Source organism: Streptomyces sp. NPDC005648 (assembly GCF_040605395.1).
GTDB lineage: Bacteria > Actinomycetota > Actinomycetes > Streptomycetales > Streptomycetaceae > Streptomyces.
Genome location: NZ_JBEXCS010000004.1, coordinates 121,557 through 144,319, shown reverse-complemented (window position 1 = coordinate 144,319; position 22,763 = coordinate 121,557). Strand labels below are relative to the sequence as shown.

19 protein-coding genes and 1 tRNA gene are annotated in these 22,763 nt (G+C 70.6%); 15 read left to right on the top strand and 5 right to left on the bottom strand.

The window, feature by feature from the left end:
* Nucleotides 1-112: 112 nt before the first annotated feature.
* Complete coding sequence (locus tag ABZT17_RS03905; RefSeq protein ID WP_356343316.1) at nt 113-2,896, top strand: penicillin acylase family protein; 2,784 nt, start codon at nt 113-115, stop codon at nt 2,894-2,896.
* Nucleotides 2,897-2,961: 65 nt separating this feature from the next.
* Here the strand turns inward: ABZT17_RS03905 and ABZT17_RS03900 are convergent, their stop codons facing one another.
* Nucleotides 2,962-3,546, bottom strand: a complete 585-nt coding sequence (locus ABZT17_RS03900; protein WP_356343314.1) for a 5-formyltetrahydrofolate cyclo-ligase — start codon at nt 3,544-3,546, stop codon at nt 2,962-2,964.
* Nucleotides 3,547-3,679: 133 nt separating this feature from the next.
* Between ABZT17_RS03900 and galU the strand changes: the two genes are divergently transcribed.
* The 7 genes from galU (at nt 3,680) to ABZT17_RS03865 (ending at nt 9,395) form a co-directional block, all read left to right on the top strand.
* Nucleotides 3,680-4,582, top strand: coding sequence for a UTP--glucose-1-phosphate uridylyltransferase GalU (gene galU / locus ABZT17_RS03895; RefSeq protein WP_356343312.1), 903 nt, complete (start codon nt 3,680-3,682; stop codon nt 4,580-4,582).
* Between the two features lie 5 nt (nt 4,583-4,587).
* Nucleotides 4,588-5,910 (top strand): gephyrin-like molybdotransferase Glp, encoded by a 1,323-nt coding sequence (gene glp, locus ABZT17_RS03890; RefSeq protein WP_356343310.1) that lies wholly within the window; start codon nt 4,588-4,590, stop codon nt 5,908-5,910.
* Nucleotides 5,911-6,040: 130 nt separating this feature from the next.
* Nucleotides 6,041-6,553 carry a cyclic pyranopterin monophosphate synthase MoaC gene (gene moaC, locus ABZT17_RS03885; RefSeq protein WP_356343307.1) on the top strand — a complete coding sequence of 171 codons (513 nt, stop codon included), beginning with the start codon at nt 6,041-6,043 and terminating at the stop codon, nt 6,551-6,553.
* Nucleotides 6,550-7,086 carry a MogA/MoaB family molybdenum cofactor biosynthesis protein gene (locus ABZT17_RS03880; protein ID WP_356343305.1) on the top strand — a complete coding sequence of 179 codons (537 nt, stop codon included), beginning with the start codon at nt 6,550-6,552 and terminating at the stop codon, nt 7,084-7,086. Before moaC ends, ABZT17_RS03880 begins: the two co-directional genes overlap by 4 nt.
* A 20-nt stretch (nt 7,087-7,106) precedes the next feature.
* The gene (locus ABZT17_RS03875) at nt 7,107-7,763 is read left to right on the top strand and encodes a GNAT family protein (protein ID WP_356343303.1); all 657 of its coding nucleotides are present in this window, start codon (nt 7,107-7,109) and stop codon (nt 7,761-7,763) included.
* A 196-nt stretch (nt 7,764-7,959) separates the two neighbouring features.
* Nucleotides 7,960-9,225 (top strand): gephyrin-like molybdotransferase receptor GlpR, encoded by a 1,266-nt coding sequence (gene glpR / locus ABZT17_RS03870; RefSeq protein ID WP_356343301.1) that lies wholly within the window; start codon nt 7,960-7,962, stop codon nt 9,223-9,225.
* A gap of 96 nt (nt 9,226-9,321) precedes the next feature.
* Nucleotides 9,322-9,395: transfer RNA gene (locus ABZT17_RS03865), tRNA-Ala, on the top strand.
* 150 nt (nt 9,396-9,545) lie between these two features.
* On the opposite strand, the gene ABZT17_RS03860 is transcribed toward ABZT17_RS03865, so the two are convergent.
* Nucleotides 9,546-10,022 carry a GNAT family N-acetyltransferase gene (locus ABZT17_RS03860; protein WP_356343299.1) on the bottom strand — a complete coding sequence of 159 codons (477 nt, stop codon included), beginning with the start codon at nt 10,020-10,022 and terminating at the stop codon, nt 9,546-9,548.
* A 68-nt stretch (nt 10,023-10,090) separates the two neighbouring features.
* On the opposite strand from ABZT17_RS03860, the gene ABZT17_RS03855 reads away from it, so the two are divergent.
* A complete protein-coding gene (locus ABZT17_RS03855) occupies nt 10,091-10,894 on the top strand; it encodes an exodeoxyribonuclease III (protein WP_356343297.1) in 804 nt (267 codons plus the stop codon).
* Nucleotides 10,895-10,978: 84 nt separating this feature from the next.
* On the opposite strand, the gene ABZT17_RS03850 is transcribed toward ABZT17_RS03855, so the two are convergent.
* Nucleotides 10,979-11,614: a DUF6518 family protein gene (locus ABZT17_RS03850; RefSeq protein ID WP_356343295.1), complete on the bottom strand. Its 636-nt coding sequence runs from the start codon at nt 11,612-11,614 to the stop codon at nt 10,979-10,981.
* A gap of 84 nt (nt 11,615-11,698) precedes the next feature.
* Nucleotides 11,699-12,340: a MerR family transcriptional regulator gene (locus ABZT17_RS03845; protein WP_356343293.1), complete on the bottom strand. Its 642-nt coding sequence runs from the start codon at nt 12,338-12,340 to the stop codon at nt 11,699-11,701.
* A gap of 133 nt (nt 12,341-12,473) precedes the next feature.
* Here ABZT17_RS03845 and ABZT17_RS03840 point away from each other — a divergent pair, with 133 nt between their 5' ends.
* The 4 genes from ABZT17_RS03840 to ABZT17_RS03825 all read left to right on the top strand — a co-directional run bounded on the left by ABZT17_RS03840 (nt 12,474) and on the right by ABZT17_RS03825 (nt 16,134).
* Nucleotides 12,474-14,045 carry an NAD(P)/FAD-dependent oxidoreductase gene (locus ABZT17_RS03840; protein ID WP_356343291.1) on the top strand — a complete coding sequence of 524 codons (1,572 nt, stop codon included), beginning with the start codon at nt 12,474-12,476 and terminating at the stop codon, nt 14,043-14,045.
* Nucleotides 14,042-14,959, top strand: a complete 918-nt coding sequence (locus ABZT17_RS03835; protein WP_356343289.1) for an alpha/beta hydrolase — start codon at nt 14,042-14,044, stop codon at nt 14,957-14,959. The genes ABZT17_RS03840 and ABZT17_RS03835 overlap by 4 nt, the downstream gene beginning before the upstream one ends.
* Nucleotides 14,956-15,840 carry an SDR family oxidoreductase gene (locus tag ABZT17_RS03830; RefSeq protein WP_356343287.1) on the top strand — a complete coding sequence of 295 codons (885 nt, stop codon included), beginning with the start codon at nt 14,956-14,958 and terminating at the stop codon, nt 15,838-15,840. The genes ABZT17_RS03835 and ABZT17_RS03830 overlap by 4 nt, the downstream gene beginning before the upstream one ends.
* Nucleotides 15,841-15,927: 87 nt before the next feature.
* On the top strand, nt 15,928-16,134 hold the full coding sequence (locus ABZT17_RS03825; RefSeq protein WP_356343285.1) for a hypothetical protein: 207 nt from the start codon (nt 15,928-15,930) through the stop codon (nt 16,132-16,134).
* A gap of 64 nt (nt 16,135-16,198) precedes the next feature.
* Here ABZT17_RS03825 and ABZT17_RS03820 read toward each other — a convergent pair whose 3' ends face one another.
* Complete coding sequence (locus ABZT17_RS03820) at nt 16,199-19,468, bottom strand: S41 family peptidase (RefSeq protein ID WP_356343283.1); 3,270 nt, start codon at nt 19,466-19,468, stop codon at nt 16,199-16,201.
* 228 nt (nt 19,469-19,696) lie between these two features.
* Between ABZT17_RS03820 and ABZT17_RS03815 the strand changes: the two genes are divergently transcribed.
* Together ABZT17_RS03815 and ABZT17_RS03810 are read left to right on the top strand one after the other, a co-directional pair.
* Entirely contained in the window at nt 19,697-20,287 is a 591-nt protein-coding gene (locus ABZT17_RS03815) for a TetR/AcrR family transcriptional regulator (protein WP_356343281.1), read from the top strand.
* A gap of 128 nt (nt 20,288-20,415) precedes the next feature.
* The gene (locus ABZT17_RS03810) at nt 20,416-22,641 is read left to right on the top strand and encodes an MMPL family transporter (protein WP_356343279.1); all 2,226 of its coding nucleotides are present in this window, start codon (nt 20,416-20,418) and stop codon (nt 22,639-22,641) included.
* Nucleotides 22,642-22,763 lie beyond the last annotated feature (122 nt).

The window sequence follows — 22,763 nt, the reverse complement described above, 5'->3', positions numbered from 1 at the left end:
CGCGCCCGCGCCCGTTCCCGACACCGCGTCAAGGGGTACAGGGCCCTGCGCCTATGGTTGCTCCAGCACTCCAGGACCGCCTGCCGCTCGCGTTAGGACAGCAAGGACAGCGATGCCCCCCAACACCACCGCCACAACGGGTGACAAGCCCGGCAAGTCCGGCAGGAAGAAGGGGCGCAAAGCCCGACTCATCGTGCTGGTACTGGTCCTGGCCATCATCGGAGGCGTCGCCTACGGGGCGTACTGGTCCATCAGCACCGTCCGCGCGTCGTTCCCCCAGACCAAGGGTTCGATCACACTCGACGGCCTGTCAGGACCCGTCGACGTCAAGCGTGACAGCTACGGCATCCCGCAGATCTACGCGTCCTCCGACGAGGACCTGTTCATGGCCCAGGGCTACGTCCAGGCACAGGACCGGTTCTACGAGATGGACGTGCGCCGTCACATGACCTCCGGGCGCCTGTCGGAGATGTTCGGCAAGGGCCAGGTCAAGAACGACGAGTTCCTGCGCACCCTGGGCTGGGACCGTGTCGCCAAGCAGGAGTACGACAGCAAGCTGTCGGCCTCCACCAAGAAGTACCTCCAGGCGTACGCCAAGGGAGTCAACGCCTACCTTCAGGGCAAGGACGGCAAGGACATCTCCCTGGAGTACGCCGCCCTGGGCTTCACCAACGACTACAAGCCCGAGGAGTGGACCCCGGTCGACTCGATCTCGTGGCTCAAGGCGATGGCCTGGGACCTGCGCGGGAACATGCAGGACGAGATCGACCGCGCCCTGATGACCAGCCGCCTGGGCCCCCAGCAGATCAAGGACCTCTACCCGGAGTACCCGTACAGCCGTAACGAAACGATCGTCCAGGAGGGCCAGTACAACGAGCTCACCAAGACGTTCGAGCAGAACGGCGGTACATCGGCCGGCGGAACCTCCACAAGCGGCTCCACGGGCACGTCGACGGGTTCAGCGACCTCCGCCGTCCAGAGCCAGCTCTCGGGCCTCTACGACGTCATGGACGACCTTCCCACGGCCGTCGGCGTGAACGGTCAGGGCATCGGCTCCAACTCCTGGGTGGTCGCCGGTAGTCACACCATCACCGGCCACCCCCTGCTCGCCAACGACCCGCACCTGTCGGCCTCGCTGCCGTCCGTCTGGTACCAGATGGGCCTGCACTGCCGCTCCGTCTCCAGCAAGTGCCAGTACGACGTGACCGGTTACACCTTCGCGGGCATGCCCGGCGTGATCATCGGCCACAACGGGAACATCGCCTGGGGCATGACCAACTCCGGCGTCGACGTCACCGACCTCTACCTGGAGAAGCTCAGCGGCGACGGCTACCTCTACGACGGCACGGTCAAGCCCTTCAAGTCGCGCGAGGAGACCATCAAGGTCGCCGGCGGCACCTCCAAGAAGATCGTCGTCCGCCAGACCAGCGACGGAATGCCCCTGCTGTCCGACCGCGACGACGAGTTGGTGAAGGTCGGCAAGAAGGCCTCCGTCGACACTGCGGCACCCGACCGCGGCGACGGCTACGCGGTCGCCCTGCGCTGGACCGCGCTCGACCCCGGCACCTCCATGGACGCGGTCTTCGCCATGGACAGGGCCTCGAACTGGAGCCAATTCCGTTCAGCGGCGGCCCTGTTCGACGTGCCGTCGCAGAACCTGGTCTACGCCGACAAGACCAACATCGGCTACACACTGCCCGGAAAGATCCCCACGCGCGCCAAGAAGGACACCGGTTCCATCCCCGCGCCCGGCTGGGACTCCAGCTACAAGTGGACCGGGTACATCCCCGAGGACGCGCTGCCCTACGAGTACAACCCGTCGCGCGGCTACATCGTCACCGCCAACCAGGCCGTGATCGACCCGGACAAGTACCCTTACACGCTCACCACGGACTGGGGCTACGGCACTCGCAGCCAGCGCATCACCGACCTGATCGAGTCGAAGATCAAGGGCGGAGGCAAGATCTCCACCGACGACATGCGTCAGATGCAGCTGGACAACAGCAGCGAGATCGCCAAGCTGCTCGTGCCCAAGCTGCTGAAGATCGACATCAAGGACAAGGACGTCCGCGGGGCGAAGGCCGTCCGTGAGGCGCAGGACCTGCTGGAAGGCTGGGACTACACCCAGGACGCCGACTCGGCCGCGGCCGCCTACTTCAACGCGGTCTGGCGCAACATCCTCAAGCTCGCCTTCGGCAACAAGTTGCCCAAGGAGCTGCGCGTCAAGGGACAGTGCCTGTGGGTCGACCCGGCCGACACCACCGGGCCCGCCGACGAGACCAACAAGGTCCGCGAGTGCGGCGAGCGCGACGCCGACCAGGCGCAGCCCGACGGTGGCGACCGCTGGTTCGAGGTCGTGCGCAACCTCATGGACGACCCGAAGAGCGACTGGTGGAGCACGCCCAAGTCGCTCACCCGGCCCGGGGCGAGCGACAACCGCGACGACCTGTTCAAGCGCGCCATGATCGACGCCCGCTGGGAGCTGACCGCCAAGCTCGGCAAGGACATCGACACCTGGAGCTGGGGCCGGCTGCACCGCCTGTTCCTGAAGAACCAGACCCTGGGCACCGACGGCCCCGGCTTCCTGAAGTACGTCCTCAACCGCGGCCCGTGGAAGCTCAGCGGCGGCGAGGCGACCGTCAACGCCACCGGCTGGAACGCCGCCGGCGGCTACGGCGTCGTGTGGGTCCCGTCGATGCGCATGGTGGTCAACCTAGGAGACCTCGACAAGTCGAAGTGGATCAACCTCACCGGCGCCTCCGGGCACGCGTTCAGCGCGCACTACACCGACCAGACCGGCAAGTGGGTCAAGGGCGAGCTGCTCGACTGGAGCTTCTCGGACAAGGCCGTCGACAAGGGCACGAGTGACACGCTGGTGCTCAAGCCGGGCTCCTGAGACGGCAGGCCCGAGCGAGAGCCGAGCCGGGGGCGCGCGATGATCTTCGCGCGCCCCTCGGCGTTTCATGCGCCGCCACGGAAGCGGCGCACGCCCGACGGCGTCACCACCACGTGCACCGGCCGGTCGTGCGCCTCCTCCGGGACGTGCTCGACGACCTCCGTGTCGTAGAGCAGCACCACCAGCGCGGGGCGCACGCCCGCGTGTTCCAGGCGCGCGAGGACACGGTCGTACGACCCACCGCCGCGCCCCAGCCGCATTCCGCGCGCGTCGACCGCGAGCCCCGGCAGCAGCACCACGTCGGCCTCGGTCACGGCGTCCGGCCCGAGCCGCGCGCCGGCCGGCTCGAACAGCGCCATCCTGCCGCCGTGTTGGACGCGGGCGAGGGAGCCCTCGCCGGTGTAGGCGCCCCAGTCCAGGTCGTTGTCGGGCAGGAGCGCCGGGAGCAGGACCCGCGCGCCGCACTCGCGCAACGCGTCCAGGAGCGCCAGCGTGCCCGGCTCGCTTCCCACGGAGACGTACGCCGCCACCGTGCGCGCTTGCGCCACCTCGGGCAGTTCGAGCGCGCGCCCGGCCAGCGCGTCACCGGCCGCGCGCACGTCATCCGCCGTCAATCTGTTTCTCACCGCGAGGAACTCTCGCCGCAACATTCGCTTGTCAGGCTCGGCCCCACGTCCGACGTGACTCACAGGTCGCACCCATACCCTTCCTAATGTGCTCATATGAGAGCCAATTAACCGGAGCCTCAGATTCCCCGCAAAGGCACCGGATAAGGTTGCGGGCATGACTCAGGCGCAACCCAGGATCAGCAAGGCTGTCATCCCCGCAGCAGGCCTCGGCACCCGGTTCCTGCCGGCCACCAAGGCCACTCCCAAGGAGATGCTGCCGGTCGTCGACAAGCCGGCGATCCAGTACGTGGTCGAGGAGGCCGTCTCCGCCGGCCTCGACGACGTTCTCATGATCACAGGCCGCAACAAGCGCCCCCTCGAGGACCACTTCGACCGCAACTACGAGCTCGAGTCCGCCCTGCAGAAGAAGGGCGACGCGGGCCGGCTGGCCAAGGTCCAGGAGTCCAGTGACCTCGCCACCATGCACTACGTGCGCCAGGGTGACCCCAAGGGCCTCGGTCACGCCGTGCTGTGCGCCGCCCCGCACGTGGGGCACGAGCCCTTCGCCGTTCTGCTCGGCGACGACCTGATCGACCCGCGCGACCCGCTGCTCGCCCGCATGGTCGAGGTCCAGGAGCGGCACGGTGGCAGCGTCATCGCGCTCATGGAGGTCGCGCCGGAGCAGATCCACCTCTACGGGTGTGCGGCCGTGGAGACCACCGAGGACGGCGACGTCGTCAAGGTGACCGGCCTGGTGGAGAAGCCCGACGAGGCGGACGCGCCGTCGAACTACGCGGTCATCGGCCGTTACGTCCTGGACCCGCACATCTTCGACATACTGCGCAAGACCGAGCCGGGCCGCGGCGGTGAGATCCAGCTGACCGACGCCCTCCAGCAGCTCGCGCAGGACGAGAAGGTCGGCGGCCCCGTGCACGGCGTGGTCTTCAAGGGCCGCCGCTATGACACCGGTGACCGAGGTGACTATCTGCGTGCCATTGTCAGACTCGCGTGCGAACGTGAAGACCTGGGCCCGGACTTCCGGACCTGGCTTCGCAGTTACGTAGCCGAGGAGATGTAACAACGTTGAGCAGCGCCGCGCCCCGCACCCCCGGCCCGGACCATCTGTGGTCGGTGGACGAACACCTGGAGGACATCCTCGCGACCGTCCGCCCCCTGGAACCCATCGAGCTGCAGCTCCTTGACGCACAGGGCTGCGTCCTGGTCGAGGACGTCACGGTCCCGGTCTCACTGCCGCCGTTCGACAACAGCTCCATGGACGGGTACGCGGTGCGGGTCGCGGATGTCGCGGGCGCGAGCGAGGAGTTCCCCGCCGTCCTGGACGTCGTCGGGGACGTCGCGGCAGGCCAGGCCGAAGTGCTCCACGTCGGCCCCGGCCAGGCCGCCCGCATCATGACCGGTGCCCCGATGCCGCCCGGCGCCGAGACCGTCGTCCCCGTGGAATGGACCGACGGGGGTCTCGGTGAGGGCCCGGTGACCGGGATGCGCGCCCGCAGCCTGGCGCCCGAAGGCGCCGAGGGACACGTGCACGTGTACCGGTCGGCCGAGGCACGCGCGCACGTGCGCGCGAAGGGCAGCGACGTGAAGGCCGGGGACCGGGCCCTCGACGCCGGTACGGTCCTCGGGCCGCCGCAGATCGCGCTGCTGGCTGCGATCGGCCGGGGCACGGTGCGCGTGCGCCCGCGCCCGCGCGTGGTCGTCATGTCCACCGGCAGCGAGCTGGTCCAGCCCGACGAGAAGCTGGGCAGCGGCCAGATCTACGACTCCAACAGCTTCGCTCTCACCGCCTGCGCCCGGGACGCCGGTGCCATCGCCTACCGCGTGGGCGCCGTGGCCGACGACGCCGAGACGCTCCGCTCCACCATCGAGGACCAGCTCGTCCGCGCCGATCTCCTGGTCACCACGGGAGGCGTGAGCGTCGGGGCGTACGACGTGGTCAAGGAAGCGCTGTCCCATGTCGGCGACGAGGACGAGGCGGGCAGCGGCGTCGAGTTCCGCAAGCTCGCCATGCAGCCCGGCAAACCCCAGGGCTTCGGCTCCATCGGCCCCGACCACACCCCGCTGCTCGCGCTCCCGGGCAACCCGGTGTCGTCGTACGTCTCCTTCGAGCTGTTCGTGCGTCCGGCGATCCGCACCCTCATGGGGCTCGACGACGTCCACCGGCCGCGCACGCGCGCGACCCTCACCACCGGCAAGGCGCTGACCTCGCCGAAGGGCCGTCGGCAGTTCCTGCGCGGAAGGTACGCCGACGGCACCGTCACCCCGGTCGGTGGCGCCGGATCGCACCTGGTCGCGGCCCTCGCACAGGCCGACGCGCTGATCGTCCTCCCCGAGGACGTGGAGTCCGTCGAACCCGGCACCGAGGTCGAGGTCGTACTGCTCGGCTGAGCCCGCGCGCGCGGAGCGGTTCGTGGGGCGGTCCTGATCAGTTGTTTGCGCCGACTTGGGGGTACCGTGTCGCGCACAACAGGCCCACGCGCCGCACCGCGAGGGGCCCGGACCGGGAGCGCCACACAGCATGACTGTTCCTTCCCGGGGGAAGCCCCCCGGATCCCCTGCGCAGGACCGACTGACGCACATCGACGAGGCGGGCGCCGCCCGCATGGTCGACGTGTCCGAGAAGGCCGTGACCGCGCGCACGGCCCGTGCCAGCGGACGCGTCCTCGTCTCGCCGCGTGTGGTCGAGCTGCTGCGCGGCGAGGGGGTCCCCAAGGGCGACGCACTCGCCACCGCGCGCATCGCGGGCATCATGGGGGCCAAGCGCACCCCGGACCTCATCCCGCTCTGTCACCCCTTGGCGGTCTCCGGTGTGAGACTGGATCTGTCGGTCGCGGACGACGCCGTGGAAATCCTGGCCACCGTGAAGACCACGGACCGTACGGGCGTCGAGATGGAGGCCCTCACCGCGGTCTCCGTCGCCGCGCTCACCGTGATCGACATGGTCAAGGCGGTCGACAAGGGAGCGGTCATCACGGACGTGCGCGTGGAGGAGAAGACCGGCGGCAAGTCCGGCGACTGGAGCCGGGCGTGAGCGCCGGGGCGCACGCCGAGCACCGCGCGCCGTACAGCGCGCTGGTCGTCACCGCCTCCAACCGCGCCGCCGTCGGCGTCTACGAGGACAGGGGTGGTCCGTTGATCGCCGAGGGTCTCAAGCGCTTCGGGTTCGCCGTCGAAGGCCCGCAGATCGTGCCCGACGGCGAACCGGTGGAGATCGCGCTGCGGGCCGGTGCCGAGGCCGGGTACGACGTGATCGTGACGACCGGCGGCACCGGCGTCTCGCCCACCGACCGCACGCCGGAGGCCACGCGCGCGGTGATCGACTACGAGGTGCCGGGCATCGCGGAGGCGATCCGGGCGTTCGGACGGGAGAAGGTGCCGACCTCCGCGCTCTCCCGGGGACTGGCCGGAGTCGCGGGGCGGACGCTCATCATCAATCTGCCGGGTTCCACCGGCGGGGTGAGGGACGGGCTGGCCGTCCTGGAGCCCCTGCTGGCCCACGCCGTCGACCAGATCCGCGGCGGCGACCACCCCAGACCCGGCGCCACCAGTGGGGGTGCGAGCTGAACAGCCCATCCTGGCCCGTCGTGCTGGCGGACGGCGACATCGTCCTCCGGCCGATAAAACTGCGCGATCAGCGGGTGTGGCGCGAGGTCAACCGGCGCAACCGGGACTGGCTGCGCCCCTGGGAGGCGACCATCCCGCCCCCCACCCCCAGCGGACCGATCGTGCACCGGCCGACCTACCGGCAGATGGTCCGCCACCTCAGGTCCGAGGCGAACTCGGGCCGGATGCTGCCGTTCGTCATCGAGTACCAGGGGCGGCTCGTCGGGCAGCTGACGGTCGCCGGAATCACCTGGGGCTCGATGTGCTCGGGGCACATCGGCTACTGGGTGGACGAGTCGGTGGCCGGCCGCGGTGTGATGCCGACGTCCGTGGCGCTCGTCGTGGACCACTGTTTCCGCGCCGTCGGTCTGCACCGCATCGAGGTCTGCATTCGCCCGGAGAACGGGCCCAGCCGCCGGGTCGTGGAGAAACTCGGATTCCGCGAGGAGGGCCTCAGACCGCGTTATCTCCACATCGACGGAGCCTGGCGCGACCATCTCGTGTTCGCGCTCACCGCGGAAGAGGTTCCCGACGGGTTGCTCAAGCGCTGGCAGCGGGCACGTTCTCAGCAGGCCTCGCACGACGCGCCGCGCACCACCCCGCGGAACCCGCAGAACACGCCGGGGAATCCCGGATAGCCGTCCCGAGAGCCAGGAAATGGAATAAGTGTTCGAAACTGATCGATCGGCGACCGGCTCAAGCCATTAAATTCGCGGCCTCGGTGGGCTGCTGATCGCATCGGTCACAAAAAAAGTTCGAAATATCAGCCAGATCGTGCGACACACCGGCGCAATTGGCAGATGGCCTCACGCAAACCCCTCTACCGTGTGAGGCGTGAGCAGCAGCGGCCTCATCTACGCAGTCATTGTCGGGGCCTGGGCCGCCTACTTGGTGCCGATGTGGCTCCGTAGGCAGGACGAGCTGAACGAGGCCCGTCCGACGGAACGCTTCAGCACCGCCATCCGGCTGCTGTCCGGACGGGCGGGCATGGAGCGCCGGTACGCCAAGGACCTGCGCGCGCGCTCCACCGAAGAGGGGGAGTCCAGCGCCGACGATCCGGGCGCGGTCACCGACTCGGTGGACGTCCGGGCCTTCGCCATGCCTCCGACGCGCCAGCAGGCGCGCTCGGACGTGCAGGCGCCGGTACCCGGGCGCACCCAACCGGCGCGCGAAAAGGCGGAAGCGCCGGCGCCCGCACCCGGCTCCAAGCCCGCGCCCGCCTCCGGATCCGCGCCCGCGCGCGCATCCGCCCCCGCGCCGGCGCGGGGGCGCGTCCCGGCCGCACGCCGCACCCCCTCTCAAGAGGCGGCCGCAGCGCGCGCCCGGCGCACGAAGGCGCTCGCGCGCCGTCGGCGCACAACCGTGATGCTCTTCTTCGCGTTCACGCTCGGCGCGATCGTCGCCGCGGTCGGGGGGCTCGCGTTCCTGTGGGCGCCCGGCGTGCCCGCCGTGCTGCTCAGCGGGTACATCGCCTACCTGCGCTCCCAGGAACGCAGGCGCTTCGCCTACCAGATGGACCGGCGCCGGGCCGAGGCCGCCGCGCAGCGGCTGAGGGAGCGGGCGCGTCAGCCGCGGCGGCGCGCGACCGCGGAGGCGGACGCCGACGAGCCGGACGAGGGACCAGAGACCGAGACCGACACCGGGCTGTCCGCGCTCGCCGCCGACCGGCGGGCCCTGGTCGAGCAGACCGATCACGCGGAGTGGGTGGACCAGCAGCGTGAGCGGCAGCGGCGGCCCGGGCACGGGGACAGCTGGGATCCGGTACCGGTGCCGTTGCCGACGTATGTGACCGCGCCGGTCGCTCCGCGGGCCACCGCGGACGTGGACCTCGGGGCGCCGGACGCGTGGAGTTCGGCGCGGTCGAGTTCCGTCGCACCGGAGCAGGAGGCGCAGGCCGGCACCGTCGATGGGCGGCGGGACGGGGCGGTGCCGGAGGAGGCCGCCGCCGGAGAGGACCCCGCGGAGGATGTCAAGGGGGACGAGGACGGGCGCAGTGACGCCCGCCGGGCGGCTTCCGCACGGCGGGCGCGGGAGCGAGGCCGTACGCCGCTGTTCGACCAGTACGAGGACGGCGAGCGGCCGCGGGCCGCAAACGAGTAAAGCGCCCCCCGCCCCACCTGTGCTGCTGCCGTCCGCGGTGCCGGGAACGGATTTCCAAGCACGCGGATCGGGGTGCTAGAGTTTCACTCGTTGCAAGGGCCTGTGGCGCAGTCCGGTAGCGCACCTCGTTCGCATCGAGGGGGCCAGGGGTTCAAATCCCCTCAGGTCCACCGCAACAACTGGCCGGGGAAACCCGGGGCAGTTGAGAGATCCCGTCCGATCGGATGATCGGGCGGGATCTTTGCATTGCCGCCCGGCTGATGCCTCGTCAGCCGGGGTGGCCACCACCGATCACGACTGATCGCCACGGTCGCGGCTGATCACAGTGCCTTCGCGAAGCATCGGCTGTCCTCGTAGTGGCGGTAGTGGCCGAACTTCGCGCAGGGCTCGTATCCGCTGGACGTGTACAGGGCGATGGCCTCCGGCTGCTTGATACCGGTTTCCAGGACCATCCGGGCCCGGCCCGCCGCGCGGGCGTCCTCCTCCAGGGCGGCCAGGACGCGACGGGCGAGGCCGCGCCCCCGGGCCGCCGTCACCACGAACATGCGCTTGAGCTCGGCGTCGCCGTCGAGGTTCCCCTCGGCGTTCAGGTCCCGGGCGCGCCAGCCGCCGGTGGCGACGGGGGAGTCGTTCTCGTCGTAGACGATCAGGTACACGCCGTTCGGCGGCTCGAAGTCCGTCGGGTCGAGGGCGGTCGCGTCTCCGCCGTCGCCGTAGCGGACGTGGTATTCGGCCTGGACCTCGTCGTTCAGCTTGACGGCGTCCGGGTGGTCGAAGGGGACGCGACGCATATTCATGTTGAAGATCGTACACCTATGCATGCAGAAGAATCGGGTCCCCTCCAGTGTGCCGGTATCGTTCCCGCGTGCTCACTGTGACCTCCGCCAATGTGAACGGACTGCGTGCCGCCGCGAAGAAGGGCTTCGTGGAGTGGCTCGCCGGGACCTCCGCCGATGTCCTCTGCCTGCAGGAGGTGCGCGCCGAGCCGCAGCAGCTGCCCGAGGAGGTGCGTACGCCCGAGGGGTGGCATGTCGTGCACGCGCCCGCCGCCGCCAAGGGGCGCGCCGGCGTCTCCCTCTACACCCGCCGTGAGCCGGACCGCGTCCAGGTCGGCTTCGGATCGGACGAGTTCGACGGCAGTGGCCGCTACGTCGAGGCCGACCTGCCGGGTGTGACGGTCGCCTCCCTCTACCTCCCTTCCGGCGAGGTCGGCACCGAGCGGCAGGACGAGAAGATCCGCTTCATGGGCGAGTTCCTCGCCTACCTCAAGGGGCTGCGCGAGCGGGCCGCCGCCGACGGTCGCGAGGTCGTCGTCTGCGGCGACTGGAACATCGCCCACCAGCCCGCCGACCTCAAGAACTGGCGCGCCAACCAGAAGAACTCCGGGTTCCTGCCGGAGGAGCGGGCGTGGCTGAGCCGTGTACTCGACGAGAGCGACGGCGGGTACGTCGACGTCGTAAGGTCGCTGCATCCGGAGGTGGCGGGGCCGTACTCCTGGTGGTCGTACCGGGGGCGGGCCTTCGACAACGACACCGGCTGGCGCATCGACTACCAGATCGCGACTCCCGGGCTCGCCGCGCGGGCCGTGAAGGCGATCGTGGAGCGCGCGGCCACCCATCCGGAGCGGTGGTCGGACCACGCGCCGGTGACCGTGACCTTCGAGAGGTGAGCTGCTCACGCGGTGACCTCAAAAGCGGCTTCGGCCCTTCCGGCCGCCGCCGCCCCCGCCCCCGCCTTCGCCCACGCCCCGCCCTCACCCCGACAACTGTTGCAACGGCAGTTCGACGACGACGTAGGCGATCACCGACAGGGGCAGCGCCGTGAGCAGGGTCAGTGCGCGCTCCTTGTGGCCGCGCGCCAGTGTCAGGGGGATGAGGACGAGCAGCGCCGCGCAGGCCCAGGTCTGCCCGGCGTAGTGCAGCACCCGCCCGGCGAGGACGGCCTCCGTCCCGAACACGCCCGCCAGCGCGGCCAGTCCGACGACACGGCGGTGTACGGTCCGCCCGCGCCGCCACCACGCGCCGGCCGCACCGAACAGCGGCCCGCTGACCAGTGCCGTCACCAGCCACACCACCGGCCAGAACGCGTTGCCCATGCCGCTGCGGCCGAACTCCGCGTAGCCGTAGTACCCGACGACCAGGCCGATCGTCGTGCCAAGACCCGCCAGTACCGATTTGCGCGGGGCCAGGCCTCCGGCGGCCACCAGCGCGCCGGCCGTGAACGCCGGGACGCACCACACCGCGCCGGAGTTGGCGATCTGGTTGGAGGCGCCGGGGAGCGTGCCCTGGGCGAGGTTGGTGAGAACGCCGAGCGCGATTCCCGCCACCGGCGCGGATATCCACCACCGGTTGAGCCCCGGGACCGAGCCGATGGCTGTGCTGATCGTCATGGCGGGTGACTATACATGCCGAGTATACGTAGTGCGTATAGTCACCGGGCGGTGGTCGCCGGGAGCCCCGCCCCTGCCGGATCCCTACGCCCGCTTCCGCAATCGCCGGTCCAGTGCCAGTGACAGCTCCGCCTCCACCACGCTCCGTGCCAGGGGGCGCAGCCGTTGCAGGTCGTCGTCGGTGCCGTGGCGCAGGACCAGTTCGGCGAACATCTCGGCCATGTCGTCGACGTGCTCGCGGACCTGTTTGCCGGCCGCCAGGACCTCGGCGAGCGGGATGCCCTCGCGGACCAGGGCCGAGGAGACGTCCAGGAGGCGGCGGCTGATGTGGACGATCTCGTCGCCGTCGGTGCCGAGGTAGCCGAGGTCGAGCGCGGCCGCGAGGTTCTCCGTGGTGACCTGGCCCTCGAAGCGGGCGGCGAGCTCCTCGGGGGTGAGGCGGACCGGTTCCTCCTCCGTCGGCTCGACGCCCAGGACGTCGGCGACGTCACGGCCGTGGTCCAGGGCCTCCGCCAGCTCCGCGATGCCGGTGAGCGTGTGGCCGCGCTCCAGGAGGGCCGCGATGGTGCGCAGACGGGCCAGGTGATGGTCGTCGTACCAGGCGATACGGCCGTCGCGGCGGGGCGGTGGGATCAGTTTGCGCTCGCGGTAGAAGCGCAGGGTGCGCACCGTGATGCCGGCCAGACGGGCCAGTTCCTCCATGCGGTACTCGCGCTTCTCGGTCACGCCCGCAGCCTATGTTGTACCGCCGGTAAGTTTCCCTTCCGGAACCCTACCCATCGGTACGGAGCTGCTCTACGCTCCCATTGCGCCAGTGTTCACTGGCAGAGTCCGAAGAGCGAGGCGTGGAGGCTACGGGATGGCCGAGCACGAACATGTACGCGTGGCGGTGGTCGGGTCCGGGTTCGGCGGGCTGGGGGCCGCCGTACGGCTGCGGCGCGAAGGAGTCACCGACTTCGTCGTGCTGGAGCGGGCCGACAGCGTCGGCGGTACCTGGCGGGACAACAGCTATCCGGGGTGCGCCTGCGACGTGCCCTCCCACCTCTACTCCTTCTCCTTCGCGCCCAACCCCGACTGGCCGCGCACCTTCTCCGGGCAGGGGCACATCCGCGCCTATCTGGAGCATGTGGCCGACGTTTTCCGCCTGCGGCCCCATCTGCGCTTCAACTCCGAAGTGAAGTTGATGACCTGGGACAGCGAGCGGCTGCGCTGGGACATCGAGACCAGTGGCGGGAGGCTCTCGGCGGACATCGTCGTCTCCGCCACCGGGCCGCTGTCGGACCCCAGGATCCCCGACATCGCGGGGCTGGACTCCTTCCCCGGCAAGGTCTTCCACTCGGCACGCTGGGACCACGACTACGACCTGCGCGGCAAGCGCGTCGCCATGGTGGGGACCGGGGCCTCCGCCATCCAGATCGTGCCCGCCATCCGGCAGCAGGTCGACCGCCTCACCCTCTTCCAGCGCACCCCGCCGTGGGTCATGCCCCGTGTCGACCGCGCCATCAGCGGCGCCGAGCGGGCCCTGCACCGCGCCCTGCCCTTCACCGCGCAGGCCCGGCGCGGACTGCTGTGGGGCATCCGCGAGTTGCAGGTGCAGGCGTTCACCAAGCACCCCAACGAGCTCGGGTTCGTCGAGCAGTTGGCCAAGCGGAACATGGCACGCGCCATCAAGGACCCCGCGCTGCGCGCCAAGTTGACCCCCGACTACCGCATCGGCTGCAAGCGGATCCTGCTGAGCAGCGCGTACTACCCGGCGCTGGCCGAGCCCAATGTCGATGTGGTGGCGAGCGGTCTGAGCGAGATCCGCGGGTCGACCGTCGTGGCCGCCGACGGGACGGAGGCCGAGGTCGACGCCATCATCTTCGGTACGGGCTTCCACGTCACCGACATGCCCATCGCCGAGCGGGTCGTGGGCGCGGAGGGCAGGACGCTGGCCGAGGCCTGGAAGGGCGGCATGGAGGCGCTGCGCGGCGCGTCCGCGGCCGGGTTCCCCAACTGGATGACGATCATCGGACCCAACACCGGGCTCGGGAACTCCTCGATGATCCTGATGATCGAGTCCCAGCTCAACTACATGGCGGACTTCGTACGGCAGTTGGGCGTTCTCGGCGGTCGCGCCGCGCTCGACGCCCGTCCGAGCGCCGTCGCCGCCTGGAACACGCGGGTGCAGCGGCGCATGGAACGGACCGTGTGGAACACCGGCGGCTGCACCAGCTGGTACCTGGACGCGAGCGGCCGCAACACCACCATCTGGCCCGGTACGACCACCGAGTTCCGGCGCGCGACCCGGCGCGTGGACCTGAGCGAGTACGAACTCCTGCGCGCGGCCGCCGGCAGGAAGGCGGAGGCGGGCACGGAGGTAGCGGCCGACCGGAAGGCGGAGGCGGGCACGGAGGAAGCCTCCGGTCGGAAGGCGGAGGTGGACGCGTGAGCCGTCTGACGCATGTGAGGACCGGGCCGTACGCCCCTCCCGCCCCCGCCCGTGAACTCGTCGCCGTCTCCGCCGACGGCGCCCGGCTGCACGTCGAGATCCACGGCCCCGAGGGCGCCCCCGCCGTCGTCCTCGCCCACGGCTGGACCTGCTCGACCGCCTTCTGGGCGGCGCAGATACGCGACCTCGCCGTCGACCACCGGGTCATCGCCTACGACCAGCGGGGCCACGGACGCAGCCCGGCGAGCCCGGTCTGCAGCACCGAGGCACTCGCCGACGACCTCGAAGCCGTGCTCAAAGCGAGCCTCGCGCCCGGTGAGAAGGCCGTGATCGCCGGACACTCCATGGGCGGTATGACGGTGATGGCGGCGGCCGGGCGGCCGGCGTTCCGGGAGCATGCCGCGGCCGTGCTGCTGTGCAGCACCGGTTCGTCGCGGCTGGTCGCCGAGTCGACGGTCGTACCGATCCGAGCGGGGCGGCTGCGGACCTGGCTGACCCGGCGGATTCTCGGGGCGCGGGCGCCGCTGGGGCCGGTCACGCCCGTCGCGCGCCGGATCCTCAAGTACGGGACGATGGGGCCGGGTTCGGCTCCGCACATGGTGGAGGCGTGCGCGCGGATCGTGCACGCCTGTCCGCGCAAGGTGCGCCACGCCTGGTCGCAGGTGCTGGCCCTGCTCGACCTCGACCACGGCGTACGGGAGTTGAGAGTGCCGACGGCCGTAGTGGTCGGGACGGCGGACCGGCTCTCGCCGCCGGTGCACGCGCGGGCGCTGGTCGCCGCGCTGCCGAACTGCGTGGGCTCCACGGAGCTGCCGGGCGTCGGCCATATGAGCCCGGTGGAGGCGCCCGAGCTGGTCAGCGGCCGGATCCGGGAGCTTGTGACGACGTACGCAACGATCAAGGAGGGCGCATGAGCAGGGTCAGCCTCGAAGGACAGGTCGCCGTCGTCACGGGTGCCGCGCGTGGCGTGGGGGAGCTGCTGGCGCGGAAGTTGTCGGCGCGGGGCGCCAAGGTGGCGCTGGTCGGTCTGGAGCCGGACGAGCTGAAGCAGGTGTCCGAGCGGCTGCACAGCGACAGCGAGCACTGGTACGCCGACGTCACCGACCACGAGGCGATGGCGCGGGTGGCCGGTGAGGTGAAGGAGCGCTTCGGGAAGGTGGACATCGTGGTCGCGAACGCCGGTGTCGCCACCGGTGGGCCCTTCGTGGACTCCGATCCCGAGGCGTGGCGGCGGGTGATCGAGGTGAACCTGGTCGGGTCCGCCGTAACCGCCCGTGCTTTTCTGCCTGTTCTCGTGGAGAGCAGGGGGTATCTGCTGCAGATCGCGTCGTTGGCCGCGATGACGCCCGCGCCGATGATGACCGCGTACTGCGCGTCCAAGGCGGGGGTCGAGGCGTACGCGCACAGTCTGCGGGCCGAGGTCGGGTACAAGGGCGTGCGGGTCGGGGTCGGGTATCTGTCGTGGACCGACACGGACATGGTGCGGGGCGCTGACCAGGACGAGGTCATGCGGGAGCTGCGGCAGCGGCTGCCCTGGCCGGCCAACAGGACGTATCCGCTGGGGCCGGCCGTAGACCGGCTGGTGGCGGGGATCGAGCGGCGGTCCAGTCATGTGTACGGGCAGGGGTGGCTGCGCGGGATGCAGGGCGTGCGCGGATATCTGCCGGGGCTCATCGGGACGGTCGGGCAACGGGAGATGCGGCGGTTCGGGGCACGGTTGGAGGGCATCGGCTCGGGACTCGTCGGCGCAGGTGGGGCGGCCGATGAGGCGGCGCGTGCTACACACCGTGACTGATCGAAATGCGCGCTGTGTCCGCCCGTGTGAATCTGGTCGAGGCCCCGGACAGGGGCTCTTCCCCCACCCCCACGGGAGTGAACCCACATGGGTATGAAGGACAAGTTCCAGGACCAGTCGGAGCAGTGGCAGCAGCAGGCCAGGCAGAAGGCCCAACAGGGCCGGGAGCAGGGCCGCGAGCAGGGCCAGCAGCGTGGCCGGCAGGGCCAGGAGCGCGACCGTATGCGTGACGAGGAGCCGGAGCGGCTCGAGCGGGACGAGCAGGAGCGGCTCGACCAGGACTACGACGTCTAGTCGTAGCGGTCGGCCGTAGTCGAGTGGGGTGCCCGGTGTGTGACGGGCACCCCACTCTGCAGCGTCAGGACACCTTACGCGGCGGCAACTTGGGTCGTGAACGGTCCGGCACGTCGCTGTAGTCCGGCGGTGTCGCCGGGGGGTTCGTCTCCAGCAGGTTCACCGCCAGCCGCACCGCGTCGTCCAACTGGGCGTGGCGTCCCTCCGCCCAGTCCAGGGGGGTGCGGAGGATCTCCAGGTCCGGAGTGACGCCTCTGTTCTCCACGCCCCAGCCGTAGGCGTCGAACCAGGCCGCGTTCATCGGGACCGTGATCACCGTCCCGTCGCCGAGGCGGTGGCGGCCGGTCATGCCGACCACCCCGCCCCAGGTGCGCTGGCCGATCACGGGCCCCAGCCCGAGGAGTTTGAACGCCGCGGTGATCATGTCGCCGTCGGAGGAGGTCGCTTCGTCGGCGAGGGCGACCACCGGGCCGCGCGGGGCGTTGGAGGCGTACGACACCGGCTGGGCGTTTCTCGTCAGGTCCCAGCCGAGGATCGTGCGGGTGAGCTTCTCCACCACCAACTCGCTGATGTGGCCGCCCGCGTTGCCGCGCACGTCCACGATCAGGGCCGGGCGCGAGACCTCCATGCGCAGGTCCCGGTTGAACTGGGCCCAGCCCGAACCGCCCATGTCCGGGATGTGCAGATAGCCGCAGCGGCCGCCGCTCAACTCCCGTACGACGGCACGGCGTTTGGCCACCCAGTCCTGGTAGCGGAGCGGACGTTCGTCGATCAGGGGCACCACGGCGACCCTGCGGGAGCCGCCCGCCTCGCCCTCCGCCGGGGTGAAGGTGAGTTCCACGGTCGTGCCGCCCGCACCTGCCAGCAGGGGGTACGGGCCCGTCGCCGGGTCCACCGGGCGGCCGTCCACATGGGTGAGGACGGCGCCCTCGCGGATGCCCGTGCCCGCCAGCGGTGAGCGTGCCTTGGAGTCCGACGAGTCGCCCGGGAGGATCCGCCGGACCACCCAGCCCTCCTCCCTGCGCACGAAGTTGGCGCCCAGCAGGCCCTGCCGGCGCTGGTAGTGCGGCGGGCCCTCGTTGCGGCGGGCCGCGGTGACATAGGCGTGGGAGGTGCCCAGTTCGCCCAGGACCTCGCGGAGCAGGTCCGCGAACTCGTCGGGGGAGGCGACCCGTTCGACCAGCGGGCGGTACTGGTCGAGGACCGCCTCCCAGTCGACCCCGCACATCCCCGGGTCCCAGAAGTACGCCCGGATCAGCCGGCCCGCCTCCTCGTACGACTGGCGCCACTCCGCCGCCGGATCGACCTCGTGCAGAATGCGGCGCAGGTCGATCCAGACCGTCGTGTCGCCGTCCCCGGACTCGGCGGACGGGACCGCGCGCAGATCGTCCTCGTCGACGACCACCAGTCTGCTGCCGTCGCCGCTCACCGCGAACCAGTCCAGGTGGTCCACGAGTTCGGACTTCTTCGCCTTGCTGATGTTGAAGTACTCCAGCGTCGGCCGGCCGCTGGTGTCGTCCGGGTTGGCGAACGTCTCGCCGAGCGCGCCCGAGATCGGCCAGCGCAGCCAGACCAGTCCGCCACCCGCCACCGGGTACAGCGCCGAGTACTTGGAGGCGGTGACCGGGAAGGGGGTGACCCGGCTCTCCAGGCCCTCGATCTCGACGGTCACCGCGCCGTCGCCCTCCTCTTCCTCCAGCGGGTCCAGACCGCCGGCGGCCGGCCGACCCTCCGGCGTCAGCGCGAAGGGGGAGGGCGTGGCCGAGGACAGGGGCACCAGGTACGGGCGGCAGCCCAGCGGGAAGGACAAATCCCCGGTGTGGACGTCGTACACCGGGTCGAAGCCGCGCCACGACAGGAACGCCAGATAGCGGCCGTCCCTGGTGAACACCGGGTTCTCGTCCTCGAAGCGGCCGTTGGTGACGTCGACGATCAGTCTGTCCTTTATGCGCGCCATCTTGATCTGGCGCAGGGAGCGGCCGATGCCCGGATGCGACCATGTCAGCCATGCCCCGTCCGGAGAGAAGGCGAGGTCGCGGACCGGGCCGTTGATCGAGCGGATCAGCTCGGTGACCTCGCCGTTGGAGTCCTCCGTGCCCGCGGCGGTAGCCGCATCGTCGGACACGGTGATCAGCAGCACCCGTCCGTCGTGCGCGGCGAGGGCGATGCGTTCGCCCATCGGGTCGGAGATCAGCTCCAGGACCCGGCCCAGTCCGCCGGAGGCCAGACGGCGGGGTTCCCGGTCGCCGGTCGCGCGCGGAAGGTAGGCGATCTCGACCGCGTCCTCGCCCTCCGCGTCGGTCACGTAGGCGACCTGGCCGACCGAGCCGAGCATCTCCGGGAGCCGGACCCGTACGCCGGGGGTGTCGGTGATCGTACGGGCGGGTCCGTCGCGGTGGGTCAGCCAGTACAGGCTGCCGCGTACGACGACGGCGCTCGCGCGGCCCGTCTCGTCGACCGAGACGCCGTCCACGTGCTGGGCGGCCGGCACCTGGTACGGCCTGCGCCCCGCGCGCGGTCCGCCCAGCCGTACGTCGAGTCTGCGTGGCTCGGAGCTCAGGTCGTCGACGAGCCACAGGTCGCCGGCGCACTGGTAGACGACGCGGGTGCCGTCGCTGGCGGCGTGCCGGGCGTAGAAGGCGTCGTGGTCGGTGTGGCGGCGCAGGTCGGAGCCGTCGTAGGCGCAGGAGTAGAGGTTGCCGACGCCCTCGTGGTCGGAGAGGAAGGCGATGCGGCCGCCGACGAACATGGGGGAGTGGAGATGGCCTTCGAGGTCGGCCAGGAGGCGTTCGCCGTGCAGCCACAGGCGTCCCGTCGCGCCGCCCCGGTACCGCTTCCAGGCGGCCGGTTCATGCGGCGGGGTGCCGGTGAGCAGCAGGGTTCGGCGCTCGCCGTCGATGTCGGCGACCTGGATGTCGGAGACCGGGCCCCAGGGGAGCTTGCGGCCGGGGTCGCCGTCGGGGGAGACCTTGTAGGCCCAGGTGAAGTAGGAGAAGGGTTCGCCGTGGGAGGCGACGGCCAGGATGGCTCCCCCCTTGTCCTGCTGGGCGGGGGTCCAGCCGCACACCTGGGTGTCCGCCGACCCCCAGTGGGTGAGCTGTCTGCCCGGTCCGCCGTCCACGGGGACGACATGGATCTCGGGGACCAGACTCCGCCAGCTCGTGTACGCGATCGTGCCGCCGTCCGGCGAGAAGCGCGGGTGGCCGGTCTTCGTACGGTCGACGGTGAGGCGCCAGGCGCGGTCCGGGCTGTCCAGACGGGCCAGCCACAGGTCGTCCTCGGCCACGAAGCACAACAGGTCACCGCTCAGGTGCGGCAGGCGCAGATAGCTCACCTCCCCATGCTTTTCCGGCATCAGGGGCCGGGCAACTCGTGCGTGCCACTTCGTCCGTATCTGCGCGTGGCGTTTCGTCCGCGTCTGTGCGTGTCCCGTCGTCCGCTTCTTATGCGCGCTTCACGATCGTGAGGCAGGACACGTACGAAACGGTTTCGTTTCGAACTGTCTCAGGGTATCTTCATGGAGGTACGAAGAAGGAATGTCCCGAGCGGGAAGGTGAATCGCATGACTGAGGTCGCAACGGCGCGTCGCAGTCGGATCACGCCCGAGCGCGAGGCCGAGCTGTACGAGGCCGTGCTCGACCTGCTCCGGGAGGTCGGCTACGACGCCCTCACCATGGACGCCGTGGCGGCCCGCACCAAGTCCAGCAAGGCCACGCTCTACCGCCAGTGGGGCGGCAAGGCCGAACTGGTCGCCAAGGCGGTGCGGCACAACAAGCCCGGCTCCCTCGAAGTCGCCGACACCGGATCGCTCCGCGGCGACCTGCACGCCCTCACCCTGCGGTCCGACGACTGCGAGATGGAGGCCAACTCCGCCCTCATGCGGGGCCTGGCCATGGCCATCCACAGCAACGAGGATCTCCTGAGGGCGTTCAAGGAGCACCTGGTGGAGCCCGAGATGGCGGAGTTCCGCGCCGTCCTGCAACGGGCGATCGACCGGGGCGAGATCCGCGCGGACAACCCGGCGATCGGCTTCATCGTGCACATGATGATCGGCGCGTTCGCCGCCCGCGGAATGATCGACGAGCAGCCGCCGACCCAGGCCTTCCTGACCTCGTACATCGACGCGGTGGTCCTACCCGCCCTCCGCGCCTGACCCCTCCCCTTCTCGTTCTCCCCGCCTGACGTCACCGCTCAAGTCGTCGGGACGGTCACCCCTGTCCTCCCCCACCGGGTGATCACCCCTGTCCTCATGCCCACGACCTGACCGGGAGTCACATCTCCATGGCCACGTTCCTGTACAAACTCGGCCGCTTCGCCTTCCGGCGACGGCACTTCGTCGCCCTGTTCTGGGTGGCGCTGCTGACCCTCGCCGGGGCCGGCGCGGCGAGTGCGCCCGCCGCCGGCTCCACCTCCTTCTCGATCCCGGGCACGGAAGCACAGAAGGCTTTCGACCTGCTGGAGCAGCGGTTCCCCGGCGCCAGCGCCGACGGCGCGACCGGCCGGGTCGTCTTCAAGGCACCCGCCGGCGAGAAGATGACCGACGCCGGCAACAAGGCGATCGTCGAGAAGACGGTCAAGGAGCTGTCCGACGGCTCCGAGGTCACCTCCGTCGCCGACCCCTACAAGGCGAACGCCGTCAGCAAGAACGGCACGGTCGCCTACGCGTCCGTCCGCTACGACGTCTCCGGGATGGAGCTCAAGGACGCCTCCCGGGACGCCCTGAAGGAGGCCGCGCAGGACGCGCGGGACGCCGGACTGACCGTCGAGATCGGCGGTGACGCGCTGCAGGCCGGCGCCGAACCCGGGGCGGCCGGCGAGGTCGTCGGCCTCGCCATCGCGGCCGTGGTCCTGGTCGTCACGCTCGGCTCCCTGGTCGCGGCCGGACTCCCCCTGCTGACGGCGATCATCGGCGTGGGCATCGGAGTCTCCACCATCACGGCCCTGGCCAACGCACTGGACCTCGGCGACACGACGTCCACGCTCGCCCTGATGATCGGCCTGGCGGTCGGCATCGACTACGCGCTGTTCATCGTCTCCCGCTACCGCGGCGAACTGGCCGAGGGCCGCTCCCGCGAGGAGGCGGTCGGCCGCGCCACCGGCACCGCGGGCTCGGCGGTGGTCTTCGCGGGCCTGACGGTCGTGATCGCCCTCGCGGGCCTCGCGGTGGTCAACGTACCCATGCTGACCAAGATGGGCCTCGCCGCGGCCGGCACCGTCGTCGTCGCCGTCCTCATCGCGCTCACCATGATCCCGGCGATGCTCGGCTACGCGGGCAGGAAGGTCAGGCCGGCGGGCGAGAAGCGCCGGGGGAAGAAGACCCAGAAGGCGGACACCCCGAAGAAGCTCGGTCTGGGCGAGCGCTGGGCCAGCTTCGTGGTCCGCCGCCCGGCCGCCGTACTGCTGCTCGGCGTGGTCGGCCTCGGCGCGATCGCGCTCCCCGCCACCCAGCTCGAACTGGGCCTGCCCGACGACGGCTCCCAGCCCACCTCCACCACCCAGCGCAGGGCGTACGACCTGCTGTCGGAGGGCTTCGGGCCCGGCTTCAACGGCCCCCTGATGATCGTGGTCGACGCGAAGAACAGCGACGACCCCAAGGCGGCCGCCACCAGGGTGTCCGACGACATCAAGGACCTCAAGGACGTCGTCACCGTCACCCCGGCGGTCTTCAACAAGGCCGGCGACACCGCGACGATCACCGTGATACCCGGCTCCAAGCCGTCCTCCGTGCAGACCGAGGACCTGGTCCACGCGATCCGCGACAAGGGCGCGGACATCACCTCGGCCACCGACGCGAAGGTCCTGGTCACCGGCACCACGGCCATGAACATCGACTTCTCGCAGAAGCTGAACGACGCGCTGATCCCGTATCTCGGCCTGGTGGTCGGCCTGGCGTTCCTGCTGCTGATCGCGGTCTTCCGCTCGATCCTCGTGCCCCTCAAGGCGGCGCTCGGCTTCCTGCTCAGCGTGCTCGCCGCGCTCGGCGCCGTGGTCGCGGTCTTCCAGTGGGGCTGGCTCGGCGGACTCCTGGGCGTCGAACAGACCGGCCCGATCATGTCGATGATGCCGATCTTCATGGTGGGCGTGGTCTTCGGTCTCGCGATGGACTACGAGGTGTTCCTCGTGACACGGATGCGGGAGGCCTACGTCCACGGCGAGACCCCCGGCCAGGCCGTGGTGACCGGTTTCCGGCACAGCGCACGGGTCGTGGGCGCCGCCGCGGTCATCATGATGGCCGTCTTCGGAGGCTTCATCTCCTCCAGCGAGTCCATGATCAAGATGATCGGCTTCGGCCTCGCGATCGCCGTCTTCTTCGACGCGTTCGTGGTACGCATGGCGATCGTCCCGGCCGTGCTGGCGCTGCTCGGACGGCGTGCCTGGTGGCTGCCGAAGTGGCTGGACCGGGCGCTGCCCAACGTCGACGTCGAGGGCGAGGGCCTGAAGGACCTGGCCGACGGCGACGCGAAGGGGACGGACGCGGACGAGGACAGGGAGCTGGTGCGGGCGTGACGTCCCGCTGAGCGGGGAGCGGCCTTCCGGACGGCTGCGGGGTGTAGCGGGCTACACCCCCTGTTCGGGAGGCCGCTCCCTCGTTGCGGAGAGCGCCGGACGGGATCGTTGACGACGGGTCG

What these genes read in the sequence shown, in the direction of transcription:
- ABZT17_RS03825 (WP_356343285.1), top strand. Translation starts at nt 15,928, where the DNA reads ATGGGTATGAAGGACAAGTTCCAGGACCAGTCGGAGCAGTGGCAGCAG.
- ABZT17_RS03815 (WP_356343281.1), top strand. Translation starts at nt 19,697, where the DNA reads ATGACTGAGGTCGCAACGGCGCGTCGCAGTCGGATCACGCCCGAGCGC.
- ABZT17_RS03810 (WP_356343279.1), top strand. Translation starts at nt 20,416, where the DNA reads ATGGCCACGTTCCTGTACAAACTCGGCCGCTTCGCCTTCCGGCGACGG.
- ABZT17_RS03905 (WP_356343316.1), top strand. Translation starts at nt 113, where the DNA reads ATGCCCCCCAACACCACCGCCACAACGGGTGACAAGCCCGGCAAGTCC.
- moaC (WP_356343307.1), top strand. Translation starts at nt 6,041, where the DNA reads ATGACTGTTCCTTCCCGGGGGAAGCCCCCCGGATCCCCTGCGCAGGAC.
- ABZT17_RS03840 (WP_356343291.1), top strand. Translation starts at nt 12,474, where the DNA reads ATGGCCGAGCACGAACATGTACGCGTGGCGGTGGTCGGGTCCGGGTTC.
- ABZT17_RS03850 (WP_356343295.1), bottom strand. Translation starts at nt 11,614, where the DNA reads ATGACGATCAGCACAGCCATCGGCTCGGTCCCGGGGCTCAACCGGTGG.
- galU (WP_356343312.1), top strand. Translation starts at nt 3,680, where the DNA reads ATGACTCAGGCGCAACCCAGGATCAGCAAGGCTGTCATCCCCGCAGCA.
- ABZT17_RS03900 (WP_356343314.1), bottom strand. Translation starts at nt 3,546, where the DNA reads ATGTTGCGGCGAGAGTTCCTCGCGGTGAGAAACAGATTGACGGCGGAT.
- ABZT17_RS03830 (WP_356343287.1), top strand. Translation starts at nt 14,956, where the DNA reads ATGAGCAGGGTCAGCCTCGAAGGACAGGTCGCCGTCGTCACGGGTGCC.
- ABZT17_RS03860 (WP_356343299.1), bottom strand. Translation starts at nt 10,022, where the DNA reads ATGAATATGCGTCGCGTCCCCTTCGACCACCCGGACGCCGTCAAGCTG.